Annotated in this window: 18 protein-coding genes; 5 read left to right on the top strand and 13 right to left on the bottom strand. The window is 50.0% G+C overall.

Going from position 1 to position 25,638, the window contains the following annotated elements:
- Positions 1-6: 6 nt before the first annotated feature.
- From glgB to Q4579_RS07175, 3 genes are all read right to left on the bottom strand, one after another.
- A complete protein-coding gene (gene glgB / locus Q4579_RS07185) occupies positions 7-1,869 on the bottom strand; it encodes a 1,4-alpha-glucan branching protein GlgB (RefSeq protein WP_303562899.1) in 1,863 nt (620 codons plus the stop codon).
- A 45-nt stretch (positions 1,870-1,914) separates the two neighbouring features.
- On the bottom strand, positions 1,915-4,098 hold the full coding sequence (gene malQ / locus Q4579_RS07180) for a 4-alpha-glucanotransferase (RefSeq protein WP_303562824.1): 2,184 nt from the start codon (positions 4,096-4,098) through the stop codon (positions 1,915-1,917).
- A gap of 100 nt (positions 4,099-4,198) precedes the next feature.
- The gene (locus tag Q4579_RS07175; protein WP_303562822.1) at positions 4,199-6,661 is read right to left on the bottom strand and encodes a glycogen/starch/alpha-glucan phosphorylase; all 2,463 of its coding nucleotides are present in this window, start codon (positions 6,659-6,661) and stop codon (positions 4,199-4,201) included.
- A gap of 379 nt (positions 6,662-7,040) precedes the next feature.
- Here Q4579_RS07175 and malT point away from each other — a divergent pair, with 379 nt between their 5' ends.
- A complete protein-coding gene (gene malT / locus Q4579_RS07170; protein WP_303562820.1) occupies positions 7,041-9,758 on the top strand; it encodes an HTH-type transcriptional regulator MalT in 2,718 nt (905 codons plus the stop codon).
- A gap of 229 nt (positions 9,759-9,987) precedes the next feature.
- On the opposite strand, the gene Q4579_RS07165 is transcribed toward malT, so the two are convergent.
- Together Q4579_RS07165 and Q4579_RS07160 are read right to left on the bottom strand one after the other, a co-directional pair.
- Positions 9,988-10,524, bottom strand: coding sequence for a cysteine hydrolase family protein (locus tag Q4579_RS07165; RefSeq protein WP_303562818.1), 537 nt, complete (start codon positions 10,522-10,524; stop codon positions 9,988-9,990).
- A 28-nt stretch (positions 10,525-10,552) separates the two neighbouring features.
- Positions 10,553-11,380, bottom strand: a complete 828-nt coding sequence (locus tag Q4579_RS07160; protein ID WP_303562817.1) for an NAD-dependent epimerase/dehydratase family protein — start codon at positions 11,378-11,380, stop codon at positions 10,553-10,555.
- A 182-nt stretch (positions 11,381-11,562) separates the two neighbouring features.
- Between Q4579_RS07160 and Q4579_RS07155 the strand changes: the two genes are divergently transcribed.
- Entirely contained in the window at positions 11,563-11,892 is a 330-nt protein-coding gene (locus tag Q4579_RS07155) for a DOPA 4,5-dioxygenase family protein (RefSeq protein WP_303562816.1), read from the top strand.
- Here Q4579_RS07155 and Q4579_RS07150 read toward each other — a convergent pair.
- Positions 11,876-12,760 (bottom strand): aspartoacylase, encoded by an 885-nt coding sequence (locus Q4579_RS07150; protein ID WP_303562815.1) that lies wholly within the window; start codon positions 12,758-12,760, stop codon positions 11,876-11,878. The genes Q4579_RS07155 and Q4579_RS07150 overlap by 17 nt on opposite strands.
- A gap of 113 nt (positions 12,761-12,873) precedes the next feature.
- Complete coding sequence (arfB, locus tag Q4579_RS07145) at positions 12,874-13,287, bottom strand: alternative ribosome rescue aminoacyl-tRNA hydrolase ArfB (protein ID WP_303562813.1); 414 nt, start codon at positions 13,285-13,287, stop codon at positions 12,874-12,876.
- A 169-nt stretch (positions 13,288-13,456) separates the two neighbouring features.
- On the opposite strand from arfB, the gene Q4579_RS07140 reads away from it, so the two are divergent.
- Positions 13,457-13,789: a DUF3392 domain-containing protein gene (locus tag Q4579_RS07140; protein ID WP_303562811.1), complete on the top strand. Its 333-nt coding sequence runs from the start codon at positions 13,457-13,459 to the stop codon at positions 13,787-13,789.
- A 39-nt stretch (positions 13,790-13,828) separates the two neighbouring features.
- On the opposite strand, the gene Q4579_RS07135 is transcribed toward Q4579_RS07140, so the two are convergent.
- The 3 genes from Q4579_RS07135 to fabG form a co-directional block, all read right to left on the bottom strand.
- Entirely contained in the window at positions 13,829-14,764 is a 936-nt protein-coding gene (locus tag Q4579_RS07135; protein WP_303562809.1) for a DUF4382 domain-containing protein, read from the bottom strand.
- A 143-nt stretch (positions 14,765-14,907) separates the two neighbouring features.
- A complete protein-coding gene (locus Q4579_RS07130; RefSeq protein ID WP_303562807.1) occupies positions 14,908-15,147 on the bottom strand; it encodes a hypothetical protein in 240 nt (79 codons plus the stop codon).
- 222 nt (positions 15,148-15,369) lie between these two features.
- A complete protein-coding gene (gene fabG, locus Q4579_RS07125) occupies positions 15,370-16,104 on the bottom strand; it encodes a 3-oxoacyl-ACP reductase FabG (RefSeq protein WP_303562805.1) in 735 nt (244 codons plus the stop codon).
- A 390-nt stretch (positions 16,105-16,494) separates the two neighbouring features.
- Here fabG and Q4579_RS07120 point away from each other — a divergent pair, with 390 nt between their 5' ends.
- Positions 16,495-17,448 carry a LysR family transcriptional regulator gene (locus Q4579_RS07120; RefSeq protein ID WP_303562897.1) on the top strand — a complete coding sequence of 318 codons (954 nt, stop codon included), beginning with the start codon at positions 16,495-16,497 and terminating at the stop codon, positions 17,446-17,448.
- Positions 17,449-17,495: 47 nt separating this feature from the next.
- On the opposite strand, the gene Q4579_RS07115 is transcribed toward Q4579_RS07120, so the two are convergent.
- From Q4579_RS07115 to Q4579_RS07105, 3 genes are all read right to left on the bottom strand, one after another.
- Positions 17,496-19,025, bottom strand: coding sequence for a methyl-accepting chemotaxis protein (locus Q4579_RS07115; protein WP_303562803.1), 1,530 nt, complete (start codon positions 19,023-19,025; stop codon positions 17,496-17,498).
- A gap of 325 nt (positions 19,026-19,350) precedes the next feature.
- Entirely contained in the window at positions 19,351-21,252 is a 1,902-nt protein-coding gene (locus tag Q4579_RS07110) for a DEAD/DEAH box helicase (protein ID WP_303562802.1), read from the bottom strand.
- A 181-nt stretch (positions 21,253-21,433) separates the two neighbouring features.
- Positions 21,434-23,155 carry a diguanylate cyclase gene (locus Q4579_RS07105; protein ID WP_303562800.1) on the bottom strand — a complete coding sequence of 574 codons (1,722 nt, stop codon included), beginning with the start codon at positions 23,153-23,155 and terminating at the stop codon, positions 21,434-21,436.
- Between the two features lie 410 nt (positions 23,156-23,565).
- Here Q4579_RS07105 and Q4579_RS07100 point away from each other — a divergent pair, with 410 nt between their 5' ends.
- Positions 23,566-25,569, top strand: coding sequence for an exoribonuclease II (locus tag Q4579_RS07100; RefSeq protein ID WP_303562798.1), 2,004 nt, complete (start codon positions 23,566-23,568; stop codon positions 25,567-25,569).
- Positions 25,570-25,638 lie beyond the last annotated feature (69 nt).

The raw sequence follows: 25,638 nt of genomic DNA, 5'->3' as shown, positions 1-25,638 counted from the left end.
GACCAGTTATTTACTGCGATTGGTATAAAATAAGGTCGACAATGGGGGTAATGACAGACGCACCTGATGCATTTGTTGCCCCTCATGGCATTGAGAGATGACCTGCGATTGGATTGGCAAACCGCTGCCCCAGTAAGTCGTATCGTCTGAATTCAGCAACACATCATAAGTGCCCGCCATAGAGACCGGAATCACATAATCCTCGCGAGGCACCGGGGTAAAATTGCTGACCACCAGCACAGTTTCTCCTTGTTTCGACCGACGCTCATGCGCAATCACACTCTGTTCAGCATCGTCTGAGACCCGCCACGCAAAACCGGATGGATCACAGTCAAGTTCATATAATGCAGGCGTTTCCCGGTACAGATGATTCAGATCTTTCACCAGTCGCTGCACGCCCTGATGACGCCCATACTGCAGATGATGCCATGCCAGTGTACCGTCATGATCCCATTCCGCACTCTGAGCGATTTCAGTCCCCATGAAATTCAGCTTCTTCCCCGGCTGACCGTACATGTAGCCCAGATAAGCCCTGAGGTTTGCCGTTTGCTGCCACTCATCTCCCGGCATCTTGTTCAGCAGAGCACCTTTGCCGTACACCACTTCATCATGAGAAAGCGACAACACGTAATTCTCACTGAAGGCATACACCAGAGGAAACGTCAGCGTCCCGTGATGGTGACGTCGATGAACCGGATCCTGCCGGATATAACTGAGGCTGTCATGCATCCAGCCCATATTCCATTTAAACCCAAAGCCCAGCCCGCCCGCATAGGTCGGACGCGACACACCGGGAAAGGTCGTCGATTCTTCGGCAATGGTCATTGCATTCGGATAACGACTGTAAACTTCTTCATTCATCCATTTCAGCAAACTGACGGCATCATGGTTCACGTTCCCGCCTTCTGCATTGGGAATCCACTCACCAGGCTGGCGCGAATAATCCAGATACAGCATGGAGGCCACGGCATCGACCCGTAGTCCGTCAATATGAAAATGCTCGAACCAGTACAGTGCATTGGCCACCAGAAATCGGCGGACATGCTCACGGCCATAATCATAGATATAACTTTGCCAGTCGGGATGCCATCCCCGCCGCGGATCCGGATCATGAAACAGGGCAGTACCGTCAAACATTGCCAACCCGTGATCATCTGCCGGAAAATGCGCCGGAACCCAGTCGAGAATCACACCGATACCCGCCTGATGACATTGATCGATCAGGCTTTTCAGATCATCCGGCGTGCCGTACCGACTGGTCGGTGCGAACAAGCCTACCGGCTGATATCCCCAGGACCCGTAAAATGGATGTTCGGACACCGGCATCAGTTCCACATGGGTATATCCCATATCAACCAGATAAGGGATCAGGACGTCAGCAAGCTCCAGATAAGTCAGGTGGTCCCCGTTTTCATGACGTCGCCAGGAACCCGGATGCAGTTCATAGATCGACAACGGCTGTTCATGTTTAGCCGTGACCGGACGCTGCTGCCAGGTCGCATCGCCCCATGAATACGTGTTGTGATCATAAACCAGCGATGCAAACGACGGATATTGCTCCGCATGATAACCCCAGGGATCCGCCTTATGGGGCAGTGACTGTCCCGATATGTCGCGGATCTCAAATTTGTACCGCGCCCCCGTTTCAAGTCCCTCGACGAAACAGGCCCAGTACCCGTCCGCCAGCGCAGTCAACAAATTGATGTGACTGTCCCAGTTGTTGAAATCCCCCACCACACTCACGGCAGAAGCATTCGGGGCATATACCACAAAACGAACGCCGCTGACGGGCCCTTGCGGGCCATGAATGTGCATTGGTTGCGCCCCCATCTGGTGGTACTGGGTCGAAGGGTGACTCAGGGCTGCCATGTCGGGTTGCCAATTTTCCTGATTTTTCTGGCCGCGATTCACTGACTACTCCGTTTTCTGAGAGGCTTGTGCTCGCGCTGCAGTCAGCCGTTTGCTCAGCGCCTGAATGTTCGGACGATTAAACAGATCTTCCAGATTGGCCGACAACTTCCGACGCCAGTTCGGATATTCATCGACTGTCCCCGGAATATTGACCGGCTTGTCCATTTCCAGCCAGTCTTCCAGCTGCAGGCTCAGCAGCGCACTGGCACCGGCTGCCAGATGAAGTTGCAAGCTTTCGCTGAGTGCCTGATCCATCGGGACAGACATCGCATCCCGGCCGACATTGTCCGGCAGAAATCCATGCCAGTTCACGCTGTCGAGAATGCGCTGTTTGCTCTCCGCCCGGCCATCAAACAACCCCTTCAACTGGGCCTCATCCGGATACAGCCCCAGTTCCCGGCCAAGTTTGAGATCGTCACAGTGCCAGAAGCCGCGCAATGTCGGCATGTCATGGGTACATAATGCCGACATTGACTGCTCAGCATAGTGCGCCGGGGAGTAATATCCCCCATCTTCAGCAGTTTCGAAGAAGAAGACTTTGTATGAATGAATCCCAGCCGTTGCCAGCTTCTCGACAATCTCGTCCGGCACTGTTCCCAGATCTTCACCAATCACCGTACATTGATGACGATGACTTTCCAGCGCAAGAATGGCCATCAGATCATCCACCGGATAATACATATAGGCCCCCTGCTTGGCGGACTCACCTTTCGGGATCCACCACAGGCGGAGTAACCCCAAGACGTGGTCTATTCGCAGCGCACCACAATGCCGCATGTTGGACTGCAACAAATCAATAAACGGCTGATATGCCATCTTTCTCAATTGTTGTGGGTTAAATGGCGGCAATCCCCAGTTCTGACCCAGTGGCCCCAGAATATCCGGTGGTGCACCGACACTCACGTCCTGACACAGCGCGCCCTGATCCGCCCAGGTTTCCGCGCCGGAATCACACACGCCGACGGCCAGGTCACGATACAAGCCCATGACCATGCCTTTTTCTTCAGCCAGTTGCTGCGCTTCCGCAAGCTGGGTATCGGCCAGCCACTGCAAATACATATACAGTTGAACTTGGTCCGGATGTCTTTCGATAAACTGCTGCACAGCCGCACTGTCGAATTGACGGTATGGTTCCGGGAAAACCGGCCAACCCCAGATATGTTCATCGGTCGCTTTCAATTCTGCATGCAGTGCATCAAAAGCCGCCTGATGCATTAAGCTCTCGCCACCGTTTTCCACGAAGGCCAGAAATGCACCACCGCGAGCCGTTTCAGCCTTGAGATGACGCTGCTTGAAAGTGCTGAACAGCATGGGCAGCACCGCCATTTTCAGGCAGGCAACTTCACTGTAATTCACCCAGTTACTCTCCCGGGCGGCATTGAGTCGTTGCTGGAATGCGTCACTGCCAACCAGTTGCAGCGCTTCATCGCACTGAGCAAATTCCGGCACGGCACACACATCAATGTAGATAATATTCAGCCAGCGACGTGACGATGGGCTGTACGGACTTGCCCCCTCCGGATTGGCCGGAAACAAGGAGTGAATCGGGTTCAGCCCGACAAAATCACCGCCCTGTGCAGCGACATCCGAAACCAGTTGTTTCAGATCGCCGAAATCACCAATGCCCCAGTTGTGGCCGGTTCGCACGGAATACAGCTGGACACTGGGCCCCCACAATTTTTTACCCTGTACTAGTGCAGGCTGCTTGAAACACGCAGTTGGCGTCACAATCAGCGTCATCTGATAAGGCGACTGACGACGTTTGCGGTACATTTCCAACTGGTGATAACCCAGCGGCAGTTCAGGTAGCGCGACCCGAAGACTCCCGCCCTGTGCACGATCATCGGAGACCAGCTGTGATTGCAGCCAGCCTTCCATCACTTCGCCCTGTTCCGTCAACAGCCGCCAGCTGAAATCGCTGACGCGGGCACTGCGCCCCAGCATGAGTTCAACCTGAACCGGCTCTCCCTGACGGATCACCTGGACCGGAGCCAGCACTTCCCGTGGCTGAAGACGTGCGGCAGAGGCTTCCAGTGCTGCATCACTGCTGACGTCATACCCCATCGCAGCCAGCAACCGTGCCAGTGTTTCTTCGCTGACCGGGGTGTCTTCACCCCAGGCGCTGATGTAACTTTCAGCCAGCCCAGCCTGCCGGGCGACTGCTTTCAAAACCGTTTCTGTTCTCATTCATCTTCTCCGTGACGCCACAGGGGAAATCTCTCCCGAAATGCATGTCCCCGTTCACCACAATACAACAAAGCCGGGGCCATCAGCCCCGGCAAATCAATCAGCGTTTCACAGCCTCAAGCTGCCAGATATTGTTCACATAATCACGAATACTTCGGTCGGAGCTGAACTTGCCAACCAGCGCAGTATTCAGAATGGCTTTTCTCGCCCAGCCCACCTGATCACGATAGGCTTCATCAATCCGCTCCTGAGCAGAGACATAATCCGCAAAGTCTGCCAGAACGAAGTAAGGATCACCGCCTTCCAGCAGATTGTGACGAATGCCAGCCAATGCATCCGGTTCACCCGGTGTAAAGGTGTCACCCAGCAGCAGATCCAGCGAAGCTTTCAGCAAGCTGTCAGTCTCGTAGTAACGTGCGGGCTGATAGCCCTGCTGCTTGAGTTCAAGCACTTCATCCACCAGCAACCCAAAGATGAAGATATTGTCATCACCCACTTCTTCACGGATTTCCACATTGGCGCCATCCATGGTCCCGACCGTCAGGGCACCATTCAGTGCCAGCTTCATATTGCCGGTGCCGGAGGCTTCTTTGCCTGCCGTTGAAATCTGTTCGGAGACATCTGCCGCCGGGATGATGATTTCAGCCAGACTAACCCGGTAATCCGGAATGAAGACCACCTTGAGCTGACCGCCCAGACGCGGATCGTTGTTCACTTGCTCAGCCACTTTGTTGATGGCAAAAATAATCTCTTTCGCCAGCGCATACCCCGGCGCCGCTTTTGCAGCAAAGATGAAGACTCGGGGCGTCATCTCAAACTGCGGATCATTCAGCAGACGATGATACAACGACAGAATATGGACAAGATTCAGGTGCTGACGCTTGTACTCGTGCAAACGTTTAATCTGAACATCAAAAATCGCATCGGTATCCAGTGCAATGCCTATATTGTCTGCAACCCAGTCTGCCAGGCGCTGCTTGTTCGCTTTTTTGACCGCCATATAACGCTGCTGAAACTCAGCATCATCCGCAAAATCAGCCAGTGCAGACAACTGCGACAACTGCGCTGGCCAGCCCGTTCCGATTTTCTCATCAATCAACTGGCTCAGAGCCGGGTTACAGAACTTCAGCCAGCGGCGTGGTGTCACGCCATTCGTAACGTTCTGCAGTTTTCCTGGAAATAACGCATCAAATTCCGGGAACAGATCGCGCTTCACCAGCTCCGAATGCAGTGCTGCCACACCGTTCACCGCGTAACTGCCAATCACGCAGAGGTTTGCCATGCGCACCATGCGCTGACCGCCTTCCTGAATCACCGACAGTTTCTGTTTAATGTCATCTCGTCCCGGCCATTTCGCTTCCACTTCGGCCATAAATCTGTGGTTGATTTCAAAGATGATTTCCAGATGACGGGGTAACAGTTCAGCAATCAAGGCTTCGCTCCAGGTTTCCAGCGCTTCCGGGAGCAATGTGTGGTTGGTGTAAGCAAACACCTGATTGCAAATCGACCATGCAGCTTCCCAGCTCAGGTGATGCTCATCCAGCAGGATCCGCATCAGCTCAGGGATCGCGATGGTCGGGTGTGTGTCATTCAGCTGAATCGTTTCCTGCGCAGCCAGCGCTTCAATCGGATGACCCGCAGCCAGATGGCGACGCAGAATATCTGCAACTGAACAGGCACAATGGAAGTACTGCTGCATCAGTCGCAGCGTTTTGCCCTGATCATGATTGTCATTCGGGTACAGTACTTTGGTGATATTGCCGGCTTCAATCGCAGCTGCTTGCGCCCCGACGTAATCACCCTCATTGAACGGTGCAAGACGGAAAGGCACCGGGGCACGACACTCCCACAAACGCAGCGGATAGACACTTTGATTCTGGTAGCCGATCACAGGCAGATCCCAGGCCACACCTTCAACCTGCATGCCCGGCACCCAGCGGCGTCGCTGTGCGCCCTGTTCATCGGTATAGACTTCAACCCGGCCATAAAAACCTGCTGTCTGGTTCAGTTCCGGGCGTTGAATCTCCCATGGGTAGCCTTCCTGTCCGCGCCAGCCATCCGGTGCTTCCATCTGGCGGCCCTGATCGAATGACTGGCGAAACAGGCCGTATTCATAGTGAAGGCCATAGCCCACCGCTGGAAACTCCTGTGCTGCCAGTGAATCCATGAAGCAGGCAGCCAAACGGCCCAGTCCGCCATTCCCAAGCGCAGGATCGCGCTCTTCTTCCAGCAGGTCTGTGAGATTCTGACCCAGCTCAGCCATCACTTCAGCAACTGGCGCATACAGATCCAGACTGATCAGGTTGTTGCCGGTCAGGCGACCGATCAGAAATTCCAGAGAAAGATAATTCACACTGCGACAATCTGTCGCAGCCAGATGTTGCTCCGTGTCAATCAGGTTACCCGTGCTGATTTCTGCCAGTGCACGGCTCATCGCCAGATACCAGTGGCGTGCGCTGGCTGTTGCCGGTGTCTGAGCATAGGTCGTCAGCAAATGTTGTTTTACCGAAGTCTGAAATGCGGCTTTATCAAATGAAAGCGCCTGAGGTTGCTTCTGCATCATGGGTTTCTCGCTGTCGGGTCATATTCAGTCAAAAAATTCTGAGGTTCATGCTGCCTGTGACCCGGTCGAAAAACATCATCCTGAAAACCTGAGGTTGAGGGAGTAGCAGCAGGGCGTAGTCCGCCTCTGAACGTGCTTTCTGTGACAACATCCTGAAATCCATCGTGATATCCCGGATCAATTCTGATGCCAGTCACAAAAACACGGACACCACACCTGTGCAGGAGTCATGCGGATGCCAGTGAACAAATCAATAAAGTGTGACTCATCACTTACTTTCAGGGATGAGAAGTGCAACAAATGCTGATTTAGGCGGGGATACAGGTAATGATAAATACGCCTACACCATCAACCATGACAATTCAGAAAAATTAAAATTATGTGGATACCTTCTAAGCTGACCCGCCCTGCGCGATTGCACAATGCGATATTACGCCCCAGATTACTGGATCTGCTGCAACATGCCACCGCCTACCGGTTGGTGCTGTTTCGGTCTCCGGCTGGCTATGGCAAAACCACCATGGCTGCGCAGTGGCTGAATGAGCATCCGCATACCGGCTGGTTCAATCTGGACGACAATGACAACGATCCCTTTCGCTTTGCTAACTATCTGCTTCAGGCACTGAATAAAGCGTCTCAGGATGCTTGCCTGAAGACCAAAGCCATGGCGGAACGTCGCCAGTTTGCCTGCCTCAGTACCCTGTTCAGCGAACTCTTTGCAGAACTGCAGGATTACCCGCATCAGACGTATCTGGTGCTGGACGATTATCATGTGATTCACAACGAAGACATTCATGATGGTATGCGCTTTTTCCTCAAGCATATGCCGGATGAAATGACGCTGGTGGTGACCAGCCGTAGTCAGCCCCCGCTGGGTACAGCCAACCTGCGGGTCCGGGATCTGCTCATCGAAGCCGATCATGAATCTCTGGCTTTTGATGAAGAGGAAACCACGCGTTTTTTCAGTAAACGTGTCGCGAATGAGATCGAAACGACCGCACTGAGCAATCTTCGTGCACAAGTTGAAGGCTGGCCGTCAGCCCTTCAGCTCATCGCGCTGCACGCCCAGCAGCGCCCGAATCATCTCGCCGAGTCCGCCCTGTCACTCGCAGAATTTAATCGAAGTCACCTGTGGGATTACCTCGCGGAAGAAGTCTTTGATTTACTCGATGAAGACACCCGCAGTTTCCTGCTGCATTGCTCAGTGCTCGATATGTTCAATGCCGAATTAGTCATGGATCTGACGGGTCGCAGCGATGCCCTGATCAAACTCGAAACACTCAATCGTATCGGACTCTTTATCAGCCCGCTGGAAGGCGCCGATAACTGGTTTCGTTTCCATCATCTGTTTGCTGAATTCCTGCGTCACAAACGGCACGCTCACATCCCGGAACAGCGGAAAGATCTGCACAATAAGGCCGCACAGGCCTGGCTGAATCAGAACAGTCCCCAGCAGGCGCTTTACCATGTGAAAAAAAGCCAGAATCATTCATTCATGGTTGAGATTCTGTCTGACCATGGCTGGCAAATGTTCCATCATGGTGAACTGCGCATCCTCGAAGACTGTATTGCTTCGCTGGATAAACGCTTGCTGTTCAGCAGCCCGCGCCTGATTCTGCTGCGACTCTGGCTGGCCCAAAGTCAGCATCGCTACAACGAAGTGGGCGATCTGATTGCGGAATCTGAAGCAGAAATGCTGGCCAATCACATCCAGCTGGATGATGCCTTGCAGGGAGAACTGAATGCGTTGCGTGCGCAGGTTGCCATTAATCAGGGTAAACCTGAAGATGCACTCCTGCTGTCTGAGCAGGCGCTGGGCCAGCTGCCTGCAACCACCTATCGCAGCCGGATTGTGGCGACTTCCGTGGTGGGGGAAGTCCATCACTGTCTCGGGAATCTGAACCGCGCATTGCCGATGATGCAGCAAACCGAAAAAATGGCGCGTCAGTATCATGTGTATCATCAGGCACTCTGGGCACTGTTGCAGCAAAGTGAAATTATGCTGGCGCAAGGTGCTGTACAGCCTGCTTACGAGTTACTGGAGCAAGGGTTCAAACTGGTCAAAGATCAGCATTTACATCAGGTCCCCATGCACGAGTTCCTGTTACGCCTGCAAGCACAGATCCTGTGGTGCTGGAACCGGCTGGATGAAGCAGAAGAAGCGGCGCTAAAAAGTCTGGATGTACTCGCCCCTTACGATGACACCAAATCGCTGCAAGCCTACTCCATGCTCGCCCGGATTGCGATTACCCGGGGGGAGCAGGACAAAGCCGCGCGCTATCTGCAACGCTGCAATGATCTGATGGACCGTGCAGATTTTCATATCGACTGGCGTGCCAATGCCGACATGGCCAAACTGCTGTACTGGCAACAGTGCAACGACATCAGCAGTATCCAGCAATGGCTGGAACATGCAGAAGAACCGGACGGTTCATGCAACCATTTTCAGCAGCAACAATGGCGAAACCTGGCATTAGCCCGCCTACTGACTGGCAATATTGAAGAAGCACATCGGATTCTGACCATATTGCTGGACAGTTGTGAAAAGCACGCGCTGGTCACCGACAGAAACCGGAACCTGATTCTGCTGGCAACCATTTGCAAGCGGGCAGACAATCGAGAAATGGCGCTGAAACATCTGGCAGAAGCCCTGCATCTGACCAACAGCACAGGCATGGTCGGGAATTTTTTGATCGCAGCGGCAGATATTCAGGATCTGTTGCAAACCCTGATCGACGACAAAATGCTTAATGAGTTATCCATGCACCGGGCACGGCATTTACTTCGTGAAATGAACAGCAAAGAAAAACACCGTCTGGTCCACTTCGATGAGGCATTGGTCGAAAAGCTGCTGAATCTGCCGGATTTACCGGAACTGATCCGCACCAGCCCGCTGACCCAACGGGAATGGCAGGTGCTTGGACTCATTTATACCGGCTACAGTAACGAGCAGATTGCCACTGAACTGGACGTGGCGGCAACGACGATCAAAACGCATATCCGGAATCTGTATCAAAAACTGAATATCGCCAATCGCAGCGAGGCGATTGAGACCGCAAAGGAATTACTCAGCCTGATGGGCTATCAGGTTTCCTGAGCCATGTATCTGTCGAAGAGCCATCAGCCCAACGCTGGCTGTTGTTCAACATCATTGCATGCTCGCCTGCGCAAGAATGACAACATTCATGAATATTCAGTGTCTGACCAACCCCGCGACCGCGGGGATTCAGAGGATGCAGGATGAGCACGAGCTAGGAATCTAACGTCCGAAAAGAAAAGGGAGGATTCTCCTCCCCCGTTCTCATCCCTGGGTTTGATAACTCACGTTAACGGGCGATCACCTCAGCTGTCGGGACCGCCTGAATCTGCACCGGGAAACTATCTGCCCAAGACAGTACCGATGTATGGTGCTCACGAATCAGTGCGCCTGAAGCATACGGCTTGTCATGTGTGGTATGTGCATCTGCCACCAATGTGACACCGTAACCCAAAACCGCTGCACGCCGTGTTGTCGTGTCAACACAGAAATCTGTCGCGTAACCGCAAATGACCAGATGATCGATACCCAGTCGTTCCAGTGTCGATTGTAAAGCGGTGTCGTGAAAAGAATCCGGCGTTGTTTTTCTGACAAGTACATCGTCGTCCGACGTTTCCAGAGCCCGATGCAATTGCCAACCCTCCGAGTTATAGGCGATCTCAGTACCAGGCGCTTCGTGCTGAATCAATATCACGGGCAACGAGCGAGCTCTGGCCCAACGGGTCAGTTGATTGATACGTGAAACCACTTCATCGGCTTCAAACGGGTGTGGTTCAGGTTCAAAACAAATTCGCTGAACATCAATCACAATGATCGCTTGTGTCATGGCGTCTCCTTACTTGTACGAAATCAACTTAACAGCCAATAAGATAGTGACGAATCGAACGGGTTGCACGGAAAAGATCGGAGACCGGAAGATCAAGATGCATCTGTTCAACTTCCAGCGCCATTTCACCCTGCTTTCGACTAAACGTGTCCCAGTCCAATTGCTGGATATGTCGAATCTTTTGGGCCTGTTTTAATAATCCGGCAAAATCTAACGCGGAGTAACCGCATGATTCTGCAATGAAATGCTGTGTACCCTGCACTTTCAATGATGCCAACGTTGTATAAAAGGGTCCGATATCTTCCACATGCACATATTGATGCCATCCCGTGCTGGGGACTGCAACGGTCATCTGCTGGTCAGGTAATTCCGCTAGAATACGTGCCAGCTGACAATGATCGCCACCGTAAATCAGGCTGGGGCAATAAACGATATTCCAGCCCTGATTCAATGCAGCCTGAATCGTTGTCTGATCCGGCGCAACGACAGAGATTGGACGACAGATAAAATGCTTGAGATCCTGAACCGATGCATGGCCGAACAGCCACACGCCTGAGGTATGAATCCGAACGGCATCCGGGGCAGCAAGCATATCTAACTGCTTCATCAGCCGCTGCTCCTGCACCGCAATTTCCTGGGGCGAGTATTGTGACCAGTGAGGTCTGGCGCAATTGATCACAACATCAAAAAAAGCATTCAAGTGTTCGTCCTGAGCCGAAACCGTCATCGCAGGGTCATCACATTCCGATACGGGTCGGTGAGCAAAATGAAAAACCTGATAACCCAGGGATTTCTTATATCCCGAAACATGCCGGCCAACATAGCCAGAAGCCCCGGCGATCAACACTTTATTCATCTTTACGCCTCTGAAAACAACACGAATCCCTTCAATTCAAAACAAGTATGCCTGAAAGAGCATATGAACACACTTCTTCATCTGTTGTTCGATTTTTTCGAATGATCAATTCATCCGGCAAGCATGGTGTTTCTAGTCATAACCGTTAGGATCGGGATATTCATTCAAAGCGGAGTCCCGTCATGTTTCATGCCCACGTTTACTTTGAGCTATCCCAGCAGACGCTTGCCGAGCAAGTCCGGCAACAAATTATTGAAGAACGTCCGGATGACATTCTGGCGATTTTTTCACTGGTGCCACGACGGGTGGGTCCGCATGATCAACCGATGTTTGAATTGCATTTTGCGGACAACCGAACGGGATTCATCGAATGGCTGGATCAACACAGAGCAGGATTGTCTGTGCTGATCCATCCGGTATCAGCCAATGAGCTGGCCGATCATACGGTCAATGCCCGTTGGTTGGGCAAGCAATTACCGGTTCATACGGACATTTTTAAAGCTGAACAGTAATTTTCTCTGCCAGCGACATTGCCAGGTTGTTATCGTAATAGGCGGCTTCATTAATGAAATGAGGATACGCTTCGTAATGGCCATCCCAGCAGATTTCTTCGCCGTTAAACAACTTAAAGATCGGATCGCCGTGATGAAGCGGCTTGAAATCGTTGTCCTGAACAAACTGATGGACCATGCCAATCCGCTCACCTTGGGCATTTTCCGGTAGTTTCAGGGTTTCAGTGTACCGAAACGCTTCATAACTGGCCGGCAATTCAGGCAGCGCACCCTGATTGTAAAGATCAACGTAATCAAGAATGTGCATGGTCATGGTTTCCATCCAGTCCAGCACATCCTGCCGTAAAACGGATTGCGGTTGCGGGCCGATTTCAACAATCACCCCTTGCGCAGCAATTGAACTGACAAACTTATGCTCAGCCAGCGGAATCTGATCTTCAAATACGACCACCGCCTCAGGCATTTTTGCCTTCACATAAGCGCCCATTCTGATGTTGAAATCGTCTGACTGAAGCACGATTAACGTCGGCCCCATGTTGCTGGTTGTATTGTGTAAATCGATGATAAAGTCAGTCTTGGCATTCCCTTTCGGCCCCAGAACGTTATTCATCACTTTGGCGCGGCTTTGTTCATAATTTGCCAGGGCCGGGTTAGCCAGATCTTCAACCGAAAACTGTCGGTTCAGATCGCTATCGACATAGCGTTTATTTTCTTCATGCGCCTTAGGGTTTGCGAACAAAGTCTGTGTTGTAAAGGTATCCCGGGTAATGCGCTGCGGGTGTTGTTGCCATTGGCGCACTAAGTAAATGCCACTGAATTCATTGCCATGGGTGCCTCCCACAACTGCGACAGAATTAATGCTTTTCATCCTTGTCATCACCACTTGAAAAATCTGAATATTGATAAAGATTCTCAGTATGCCAGCCTTCTTTTCGCCAAACAAACGAATAATCAGGCAATTTTATTTAATTTTTATTCCACTTAGTATTGAACCTTCCCACGCATATTTTTGACCTGACCCCGTTGCGCCTTTTTGTCCATCCGGCGTTTTTGCGACGCTTTCGTTGGCTTGGTCGGTCTGCGCTTTTTTTCCTGCTTCATCGCCAAATGGATCAGTTGCTGAAGCCGTAACAAGGCATCCTCTTTGTTTTGTTCCTGTGTTCTGAACTGCTGCGCTTTGATGATAATCACGCCATCTTTGGTAATGCGCTGATCCGACAGGGCCAGTAAACGTTCTTTATAAACAGCTGGCAAGCTGGAGCGATTGATGTCAAAGCGCAAATGAATTGCACTGGAAACTTTATTCACATTCTGACCGCCAGCGCCCTGAGCCCGGATAGCGGTGATTTCGATTTCCCAGTCAGCAAGCTGAACCGTGTTAGAGATTGATAACATAACAAGATGAACGATTGAAGAAATACAAAGGCTATTATCTTATTTCAGCAGAAGATTTCCACTCATGCGGAATGTGATCTGTTCTGCATCTCATTCGACAGGGCATTCATCCCTTTCAGCAGTCGGCGTATCCTTACGGCTTTGATGTGATTTTTTAGAACAATCAGTTATGGATACCCTATTACACTACCTTGCTGAGTCCGGACAGTTCATGCGTCCGTGGATCGATGACATTGCCATGGCGATGGTTGCCTGCTTATTAGTTGTATTTGGATCAGATATCAACATGATCCTGCGGCGCTACCTGTCTGGCACCAACTTCCTGATTCGTACCAGTGCATTCATTTTCGTGAACGCCTTCGGATACGGGCTGCTGATCGTGGCCGTCGCACCGTGGCTTGCGAAACAGATGACTGCATTGAGCAACCTTTGGCTGTTCGTGGCAGTACTCGGGACATTTATCTTTCTGGGAAGCTGGGCCCAGCGAAATCAGCAGGTATAAAAAAAACCGCCTTCATTCAGGCGGTTTTTTATGTGGAAATCAGAAGTTGACCGTCAGGCCATCTGTTCCCAAAATCTGGTCCATGAGCGTCTGCTCTAGGATCAACGTATCACCCGCTAGTTCCGGATCGTCTTCGTTACCGTTACATACCAGATTCAAATCATAAGTATCGAATGGCAGATAACCAATCGTGTACATTCCGGTCGCTGGGTCGACTGAAGCAGATGCCAGTGGCTCTTTCTCAGAACCCAGATCGCCATACTCACCTGCGTTTGTGAGTGGATAGACGTAAACAAAAGCATTCGAAATGTCATTACTGCACAGGGAAGGATCCACAGAACCGTCAATCGCAGCCACAGATGTATTTTCGACAACCCGAACACCACGCGGTTTCAACTGGTAAGCATTGGCACTCAGCACCATACTTTTACGCAAATCAAATTCGATGGTGTAGGCCTGAGTTGCATCGGCTTCAACTGTAAATCCGTCCAGTTTCAGCTCACCGCTTGGCACTCGAATGCCTTCGACCGCATCGGTATCCGTTACAACATGCGAATAAGGCGTGCCATTACTGTAAGTACCGTTTGTCAGCACAGATAAACGCATTTGCGTATAGTTTCCGGACAACAGAACCTCATCGCTCAAGACCTGTAATGACTTTTCACCCTGATACTCAAGCAGGTTGATCACCATAAAGGACGGATTGCCGTTTTCGTCTTCTGGAATCGATAAGCCAGCTGGAATACAAGATGCTGAACTCTCATCCGCTGCAAATGTATTTGTGGTCCACGAAGTTTCGCTGCCGCCCGAATGGTGAACCGTAATGTCGTCAAATGCGACACAAACTTTTTTCAGGCCATCAACCGGCGCATCAGACATCCCCAGCGACACCTTACCTGTTGTTTGATCGTTCGAATCCGAACCACAGCCTGCCAGGACCAAACTTGCCATGCTGGCAATCAATAATTTTTTCATACACTGCTCCTTTTGCTTTGGGAGAACTCTAGCGGGAGCAGTATCGAAAAGCATGCCTCTGCCTTCTTCTTAACAGAAGAATGACATCCGGGGCTCAAAATGGTGAAGAAACAGACAAAGGTATTCACGAAAGTCAGAGGGACTTAATCAACCCGCATGCAGCCATGCTGAATAGAGCGCGGATTTTCCAGACGATGCAGGCAAGACCCGACAGACTGGAGGTCCTGGTATTGATACTTGGCAACCAGTGCTGCGGCGATCAGTAAGCCAATTAATGAAAAACGGGTCAGCCAGAGCCACTGACGATGCAACGCCACGGCAAGTGTCAGCAAGCACACGAGTACGATAAACAGTAAACTTGGTGCGATATAACCAGAGAACACTTACTCAACCTCAAACCTTGCAAAGTGGCAAAATAATAAGGTGTTGGACGTCATAATTAAAGATGATTTATGCATATTTACACTGCAAAGTGTATCGGCTCAGATTTGGACAATTGACCACAAACGCAGACTTGGAGCATGATCGCATTTAAGCGATTTGAAATGACAAAAGCCTCGATTTCTCGAAGCCTTTGTGTACAAAGTCACAAAATGGATTGGTGATTAAATCACCAGTCCGCCATCAATTTTCAAGGTCTGTCCTGTGATAAATGACGCTTGTTCACTGGCAAGAAACAGCGCACCATTCGCGATGTCCTGCGGTTTCCCCATGCGCTGAAGCGGCGTTTTCGACTTCATGTAATCCAGAATTTTTTCTGGTAAATCGACAGTTAATGGCGTTTCGACAAAGCCGGGAGCAATACAGTTCGCCCGGACCTGAGCGCCTTTGCGAGAAAATTCTTTCGCCCAGCCTTTTGTCATGGCAATCACACCCCCTTTCGTCGCGGCGTAATTACTCTGACCAATATTTCCGTCTGTCCCGACAACAGAAGACATGGTAATGATCGACCCCACGCCATGTTCCATCATCACAGGGGCGACGGCCTGAGTCATATTGAAAACGCCTTTGAGGTTGACATCCAACACCATATCCCAATCTTCAACAGACATTTTTTCGATCAGATTATCCCGGGTAATCCCCGCATTATTCACCAGAACATCGACACGACCGAAGGTGTCGACAATGCCCTGAACAAAACGCTGGATTGCTTCGCGATCACAAACATTCAGCTCAATCGCTCTCACATTCTTGTAAGTTTTCTCCAAATCGGCCATTGCTGCTGCATTCATATCACAAGCGAAAACAACTTCAGCCTGATTGCTGGCAAAGGTCTCCACAATACATCGGCCTATGCCCTGAGCGCCACCCGTTACAATGCAAACCTTCTTATCTAACATAGTCTTTCCCTCTTGGTTCGAAATGTCGAAGTGAAATACCGAATACAGTGCGGGCACACCGCTTCCCTGCTCACTTCCGTCAATTTTGATTTTAGATGAAACAAATCAAAAGATTACACTCAATGATGCAATTCACCTTTGCGCTGATTTTTCAGTCATTATGCACGCAGAACACTGATTCCTTATAGAATTCGCCAAAAAAACTCCCTCAATTGACTGAGAACACAACAATATGAACGTTTTTACTGGCCGATTTCCATTCACTTCGCTTTCAGGAAAATCAGAGCGTTAGCGGTAATTTTTCGGGATTCACGAACTCTTCACTGGTATCGGGTCTGACCTTTGCTATAAATGTATGAAGAATCTACAACAATGGAACTGTTGCAAAGCATGCTTGATAAAGTAGTTTTTTTCCTACATGTGGTGCGGAGTGGCTCACTCAGTGAAGCGGCCAAACACTACGGCATTTCTGCGTCTGCAGGCAGCCGGTGGCTGAGCGAGCTGGAGGCTGGCATGGGCGTCAGCCTGCTCAAGCGCACGACACGTAAAATCACCCCCACTCAGGCAGGACAACGTCTGTATGACAGGTTCAGTCTGATCAACGGCCAGATTAATGATGTCTTCAATGAAGTTCAGAACCTGAGCCATGAAGACAAGGGGTTGATCCGGGTCGCCAGTACACCGCTGTTTGCTAAATATTATCTCAGCCAGATCATTGGTGAGTATGTTCAGATTCATCCTTCGATTAATTTCGTCGTGATCGAAACTGCATTTGAAGTCGATCATGTCCATGATGTCGACTTTGCCATTCGTGCAAACGCAACTTATCGCGGCTTTCAGGACAAAGACAGTCTGCTCGTGAAACGTTCACTGGTTCGTGAACCTTTAATCGCTTGCTGCTCTCCTGAATATATTGCTCAATACGGTAAACCTGAATATCCGGAAGCTCTCAAGTCACACTTCTGCTTATATGCGACCACGCTTGTTGGTGGGAATAAATGGATCTTCGAACAGAATGGTGAATACAATTCTGTGGAAATTGCACAAACCGTTGAAGCGGATGACAGTGAGATCCTCAAGAATATTGCGCTCGCTGGCGGCGGTATCGCTTATTTACCCTATAGCCTGGTCAATCAAGAGCTCCAATCCGGTCAGCTACTTCCGGTATTAAAAGACTATGTCAGCAGTGAATTTGAATTGAACCTGTACTTCAAGCCCAGAAAATATATGCCGGTCCGTTGTGTGAATTTTAAAGACTACCTGATCGGACGCGTTCAGGAGATGGATAAGAATAATAAAAAAGCACTGGGTTTACCCAAACCGAAGCAATTGCTCGTTGAATAAACCATCAGTGCTTTTATCTGTGTCAGTCCGTTTCAACGGCTTTCAGGTCAGGCAGACATTTTGAAAAACTGCAGCTTTTCCGCCATGTCTTCTGCCAATTGAGAGATTTCTTTACTGGCTGCAGCACACTGGCTGATACCCGTAGCATTGGTTGAAACAATCTCATGAATCGTCGCCAGATTCTCATTGATTGTCTGAGTGACCTCTGTCTGCTGTGCTGCAGATTCTGCGACCTGATGATTCATCTCTCCAATCTGAGCAATCGAAACTTTAATTCTGGCCAAAGCCTGTGAAGCCTGCTCTTCCAGCATCCGATTATTTTCAATCAGTTCAGACATCGTACTCATTGAAGCGCTGGCAGACTGAGAGCGCATTTGCAGTTGTTCAATTATTTTCTGAATATCCTCGGTCGACTGCTGTGTCCGGGCAGCCAATTGTCGGACTTCATCCGCAACCACAGCAAACCCCCGGCCGCTTTCACCCGCTCGGGCGGCCTCAATCGCAGCATTCAAGGCTAACAAGTTGGTTTGTTCTGACACTGTATGGATCACTTCCAGCACACCGGTAATCTGAGACGCAGCTTGTCCGAGCTCTGCGATTTCAATCGTCGCCGCTTCAACACCTAAACCCATTTCATGGGTCGCCTGCGAAACACGATGGAACATGACCTCACCTTCATCAGTCATTTGTACCGCAGTGTTTGCCCCCTGATCCGCCTGAAGGGCCGTTTCAGCCACTTCACGGGAAGACGTTGCCAATTCCTCAACTGCAGAGGCAATCTGTTCGATTTCACGACTCTGACGGACAGCATTATCTTCTGACGCTTGCATCACTGTCGCCAGTTCAGAAGTTGCTGTCGCAGTGCTGTCCCCATTCTGTCTCAACCCGGACACAATGCTGCGTAAATTCCCAGCCATGCTTTCAATATTCTGTCCCAGACGACTCAATTCATTGGTCCCTGGTAAATGAGCATCAATCTCCAGTTCACCTTTTGCAAACTGCTGCATTTTTCCACTCAGTGAAGCCAGCGGGCGGGAAATAAACCCGGAAAGAAACCAGCCTGCCATCAGCCCGATCAGGATGGCCACCACAATCGCCACCTGACTCCAGAACAACACTTGATCATGTTGTTTAACCCGTTTCAGCATATAGTCCGAAGAAAGCTGATTGAGTTGTTTAGAAAGCACATCAATCCGTTGTATTAAGACATTCCCTTTATCTCGGTAAGGCACCACATACTGATTAAAATCTCGATCAGACATCAACCCCTGGTGACGTCGCTTCAGCACATCCAGCATGGTCTGCCGACTATAATTCAGATAGTCATTCACTGCTGATTCCAGCGAAGCAATGTCTGCTTCTGCACCCGAAAACTGATTCAGTTCAGGTATCAAACGCTGAATCTGTAACTCTCGCTGATCAAGTGTCGATTTTAAAACACTCAGTTGTGTTTCATCATATAATGCATAGATTGCTCCGACGCGCATGGCGTAAGTGCTTTCAATCAAGTTTGCAACGTTATCTTTTAATTCAATTGTGACTTTTGAGGCTTCATTTAATTCTTTAACGGTATCCAATAATACCCTATTAGAAATAACCACGGAAGCAAGTAATAATATAGCTGACAAAATGACAGGCATCAGAACCTGATTCCTGATGGATATTCCTTTAAGCATGCGTTGATAGCCTTATATGATAACAATAAAAATTGAACTAATAATGAATATTAGGCGACTTATTATATAACCATATTAATTTATAGATAACTAAAATGAAACTCTCTAAAACAGAATCAATTACAGTGAATGTAATAAATTATCAGAGGGATTAATTTCAAAACGACAAATATGAAAAAGCCGGGATATATACCCGGCTTTTAGACAAATTAATTTCGCTGTGCGATTAGTCGAAACGCGGCTTGCTACGTTCCTGACGCTGACCCTGGTTTCGCTCACCATGGTTACGTTCACCACGGAAGCTACCACGATGGTCACCACCACGGTTACGGTCAAAACGACGCTCACCATCACGACGGCCACGAGATTGACCATCACGCTGGCCTTCACGATTACCACCACGGAAACCGCCTTCACGGTTGCCACCGTTACCGCCACGACGATGCTCACGCAGCACATTATCTTCAACAACAACGGCTTTCACTTCGTTCTGACGAATACGCAGCTTTTTCAGCTGAGCAACCACATCTGAGCTCATCTTCTTCGGCAACTGAACATAGGTATGCTCTGGTGCCAGTTTGATCGCACCGATAAAGTCTTTGCTCAGACCCAGTTCGTTGGCAATGGCTCCCACGATGTCTTTCACCTGTACGCCTTGCTCGCGGCCAACCTGCAACTGGTAAGTATCCCAGTCAGCCGTATTGAACTGACGCCGCTCACGACGTTCACCACGCTCACCGCGTTCACCACGTTCACCTCGGCGGTCACGACGTTGCTTTTCACGCTCAATCGCAGCGATCATCGGATCCGGGCCATTGTAGAACAATGGACGATTGCCTTGCTGACGTTTCAGCAAGATTGCAGCCAGTGTCGTCGCATCAACTTCGATAGAGCTTTGCAGCTTTTCGATCAGCTCAACAAAAGCTTCCAGGCTTGCGCTTTCTTTCTGCTCTTCCAGCTCTTTGCCCAGACGAGACAGACGTGCTGCAGCAACATCATCACGCATTGGCAGCTGAATTTCTTCCATGCGAGACTTCGTCACACGCTCAATGGTACGCAGCATGCGGATCTGGTTGGTGCGAACCAGCAGAATCGCTTTACCCTGACGTCCTGCACGACCGGTACGACCGATACGGTGAATATAAGACTCAACGTCAAACGGAATATCGTAGTTGAATACGTGCGTGATACGCGGCACGTCCAGACCACGGGCAACAACGTCAGTTGCAACCAGGATATCAATTACGCCACGCTTGATGTGATCAACAGTCCGCTCACGCAGAGACTGTGGAATATCACCGTGCAGCGCTGCTGCTTTGAAACCACGGGCAGACAACCAGTCAGCCAGACGCTCTGTATCCTGACGGGTACGAACGAAAACAATCGATGCATCCGTTTCTTCAGTTTCAAGCAGGCGGATCATGGCTTCGTCTTTCTCGACGCCTTTGACGACCCAGAACTGCTGCTCTACTTTTGCAACAGTCCGATTTTCACCCGCAACGTCAATACGTGCAGGATCACGCAGGAAACGCTCAACGATTTCCTTCACCATCGGTGGCATGGTTGCAGAGAACAGAACACGCTGTGCTGACTCTGGCGCTTGCTCCAGAATCCAGGTCACATCGTCAACAAAGCCCATTTTCAGCATTTCATCGGCTTCATCCAGAATAAAGGTATGAACTTCATCCAGGTGCAGGCGATCACGGCTGATCAGGTCTTTCACACGACCCGGTGTACCAACCACAATATGCGCACCGTTTTTCAGCGCACGCATTTGGTCAACGATAGAAGCACCGCCGTAGATTTCCAGAACCTTCAGGCCCTGAATATTCTTGCCCAGATTCTTGATTTCAGCAGCAACCTGAATTGCCAGCTCACGAGTTGGAGCCATCACAATCGCCTGAGGCTTGTGTTGTTTCAGATTGATTTTGTTCAGCAGAGGCAGTGAGAATGCTGCTGTTTTACCTGTACCTGTCTGAGCCTGGCCCAGTGCATCAGTGCCGGTCAGCAACAGTGGAATAGAGGCCGCCTGAATCGGTGTCGGCGAAACGAAGCCCATCGCGTCAAGTGCGGATAAAATAGTGTCGGCCAGCTCTAACTGGCGAAATTCTGTAACAGATTCTTGCATTGGGTACCCAATAGATAATCGAACGTAAACGGGGCCCCTTTGCTTTCAACACGGTTCAGCAACAGTATCCACAAGCATGGGCCTCGACTAAGGCGCGCATTGTGCGCTATTCAAGGTTAAAATGCCAGAAAAAATTGATTGCCGTCACAAATCATTACTTAAGCATGTATTTATTATTCAATCAGCTTGAGATATGAGCACCCTGATATTCTTTTTCGACTGCGATTGCATCATCCCATTGAAAATATTGATTCCTTCCTCGTTGTTTTGCCAGATATAGCCCCTGATCTGCCCCCGCAAGCAGGACTTCTTCCTGAATATCTTCCGCTGGCGTTCGCGTATACAAACCCAGGCTGATGGTGATGATTCCCTCCCGGGTTTCGGTGTGCGGAATTTCCAGTTGTGAAATCGCGGCTAACATCTCGCCGGCCAGGCTGATGAGAGCATCCGCCGGCATATTCGGCAGCAGGCAGACGAACTCTTCCCCGCCGTAACGACTGAAGATCGCTTTTTCGTGTTTCTCTGCCAGGCTTTCAAGTGTGACAGCAACCTGCTTCAGACACACATCCCCCCGCTGGTGACCATAAGTGTCATTAAATGCCTTGAAATGATCGACATCCAGAATAATGATACTCAGCGGCAGTTGTTTTCGCGCGGCGATCTGCCAATAGCGCTTTAGTGTTAAATCAAAGAACCGTCGATTTGCTACGCCGGTCAGACCATCTTGCATCGACCATGCTTCTAATCGCCGGTTGGCTTCTTCAAGTGCTTTATTCGTCTGCTGTAATTCCTGCATCCTAAGCTGAACACGCTGCTCCAACTCGGCATTTAACCGGGTCAGCGCTTCATGGCTGCGCTTAATCACAATTTGTTGCCCCAGTGCCGCACCAAACAGCTTCATAATTTCTTTCTGATGTTCGGTCAGGCTTCTCTGACTAATCAGGTTATCCGCAGCAACCCATCCGATACACTCATCGCCATTCCACATCGAAATCATGGCATTCCAGCCCGTGCCGACCTGCTGTGTGCCAAAATATAGCGGCGCATTTTCTTTCACAACCACAACATCTTTTCTGCTCAAAGCTTCATGCACAAGCGGATGGTCAGGAATATCACTAGAGAAGCTGTATCTGGAGACGATGTCACCTTCAGGATCCGTCCCGTAAGTTCCTTGCATGGTGTATTGCTGCATGTCCGTCAGGAAAACAGCCAAACGATCGATCCCCAGTTTTTTCCTGCCCAGCATAATCGCTGTCCGGTACAAACTATCCAGATCAACCGATTCTGCCAGAGCCAGCGTGACTTCGTGCAGCTGCTTTAATAAAGACAAGTATTCCCGCAGCGAGTAGTTGCGGACTTCCAGTTCAGCTTCCACACTCCGGCGGCTGATGTTATGTGTCAGCGCTTCTTCCCGAAGCATGTGCACACTGATGTCAGAGGCGATCAAAAGCAGAACACGTTCAAAAGCAGCCAGATTTTGGGTTAAGCGCTCTGGTATCAGCGTTTCTGCATATAAAAAAGCCACGGCTTTCTCATGCATGATGATAGGAAACAAAATTCGATGCCATTGCTGGCTCTCATCATTCCAGATCGCTTTAAATGGCTTGTGCGCAGTCCGGGTGACCGCACGACGGGTTTGTCTGACTTCTTCCAGATGCTCAGGAGGCACGCCATTATAATTCTTCAACGACAACGGATGCAGGTAATACTTAAACTCTTCATTTCCCATCCAGCTTGCCAGCACACGCGTTTGCCCTTCCTGTTCAACCAGTAATGTCAGGTAGGATAAATCAAGCGTATGATGCAATTCAGAAAGCAAACGATGGCACCAACGTTCCATGTTTGCCTGACGGGCAAGCGTGTCAACGAGCTTATCCAACTCATCGTTGAGTTTAAACAGCATGCTTTTCCTTACACGATTCTGTGTCTTGATTCAGTCAAAATTAACCCACGGGGTACAAAATACTCCAAGTTGAGAATAATAACGACCGCAACTACAGACTATGAAAGCTTGTTTGTGATTTTCTACAACATTTGTGACCAAGAATTTATATGTCGACTTTATCGTCACACATTTTCTGAATATGGAACGCACCATTATTGGCTCATATATTAGTTACTTTCCGCAAATTCTATCCAAGGTATGAACCGGAGTGACCATAAAAGAATCAGCACTCGGTGACCGGGATTGTCTGGAAAGCGAGACAAAAATAGTTCTGATTGTCTTTTCGCTGCGCTGAAAGATGCTTTGCCCTTGGTTTTACCCCTGTTAATCCGTATAGTGTGTCAGTTCATAATCCGGGACCAGGCATAATGTTTCAAGATAATCCGCTTTTAGCACAACTGAAAAAACAGATTCAAGAATCACTTCCGAAGAAAGAAGGCCAGATCAAAGCAACCGATCGTGGCTTTGGCTTTCTGGAAGTGGACAACAAAGACAGCGTTTTCATTCCGCCTAACTATATGAAAAAAGTGATGCATGGCGACCGAGTGATCGCCGTCATCCGCACGGAAAAAGAGCGCGAAGTTGCTGAGCCGCAAGAATTAGTCGAGCAATTTATCACACGCTTTATCGGCCGTGTGAAACGCATTAAGGATCGGCTGAATGTGGTTCCGGATCATCCTCAGCTGAAAGATGCGATTAAAGCACGCACCGTCAAGGGCCTCAGCGCAGACAGCCTGAAAGAAGGCGACTGGGTTATTGCGAAGATGACACGCCACCCGCTGGTTGGTGATAACAAAACGTTCTTCTGCGACATCACAGAAAAAATCACCGACAGCGAAGATAAGATTGCACCTTGGTGGGTCACACTCGCCCGTCATGAACTGCCAAACGCTGAACCTGCACCGCAGGACAGCTGGCATATGATGGAAGAAGGGCTGCAGCGTGAAGATTTAACAGACCTGCCTTTTATTACCATTGACGGCGAATCAACCAAAGACATGGATGATGCGCTGTACACTGTGGCGAAAGAAGACGGCAGCTTTGAGCTGACTGTCGCGATTGCCGATCCAACCTCTTATATTGAAGTTGGCAGCGACATGGATAAAGAAGCGCGTGAGCGTGGGTTTACCATTTACCTGCCTGGCCGCAATATTCCGATGCTGCCTCGTGAACTGAGTGACGAACTGTGTTCACTCATGGAAAACGAGAAGCGCCCTGCGCTTTGCTGCCGTTTGACGGTAGACAAAGATGGCGTCATTCAGGATGACATTACATTCTTCGCGGCATGGATTCAGTCACAGGCACGCCTGAACTACGACGATGTCTCTGATTATCTGGAGCATGGTTCAGCGGAGAACTGGACACCGAACGACATCATTGACGCTCAGGTGAAAGCCCTGAAAGGTTTCGCGGATGCGCGGAGCAACTGGCGGAGTCAAAACGCAGTTGTGTTCCCGGATCGCCCGGATTACCGCTTCGAACTGAGTGAAGACAACGACGTTGTTGCAATTCATACCGATCCGCGTCGTACGGCGAACCGGATGATTGAAGAAGCCATGATCTCTGCCAACATTTGTGCGGGCCGGGTGCTGCAAGCGAAGTTTGGTAAAGGCGTTTACAACTACCATAACGGTTTTAATCCGGAAAAAATCGACACTGCAATGGAGTTTCTGGCTGATGCCGAAGCACCTTTTGAGAAAGAGCAGCTCCTGACGCTGAATGGCTTCAGCGCATTGCGCCGTTGGTTGAATGATCAGGAAACCACTTATCTGGATAATCGTCTTCGTAAATTCCAGGCATACAGTGAGGTTGGCAACGAGCCTGCTGCGCACTTTGCAATGGGACTGGATGTCTACGCGACCTGGACGTCACCTATCCGTAAGTATGGTGACATGATCAACCACCGCATGCTGAAAGCTGTGGTCAGTGGGCTGGAACCTGTTCAGACACCAGATGAAACCATTGGTGAAGAGATTTCAACCCACCGCCGTAGCCATCGCATGGCTGAACGCGATGTGGCTGACTGGCTGTACGTACGTCTGCTGAAAGATGCTGTACAGGAAGGCACTGTCTTTACCGCCGAGGTGTTCGACATTAACCGTGCCGGCATGCGCGTGCGCGTTCTGGAAAATGGCGCATCCGCCTTTATCCCGGCACCGCTGATTCTGGATAATAAAGAGCGTATTGAATGTAATGGGGATCTTGGCATCATCAACATTGATAAGGTGCGTGAATTCCAGTTGGGTGATCACTTTGAGATCGTCCTGACCGAAGTTCGCGAAGCAACACGCCAACTGGTTGCAAAACCTGTGAAACAATTCCCTGAAGTCAAAACTCAGGCAGAAAATCAGTCCGAAACCGAACAGGCCTGATTTGTGAATCACCGAGGGCGGCCACCTGCCGCCCTCAGTCAACCTCTCTACCCCATTACCCAACCTGAA

Source organism: Photobacterium sp. 1_MG-2023 (genome assembly GCF_030547945.1).
GTDB lineage: Bacteria > Pseudomonadota > Gammaproteobacteria > Enterobacterales > Vibrionaceae > Photobacterium.
This window is presented reverse-complemented; position numbering and strand designations above follow the sequence as displayed.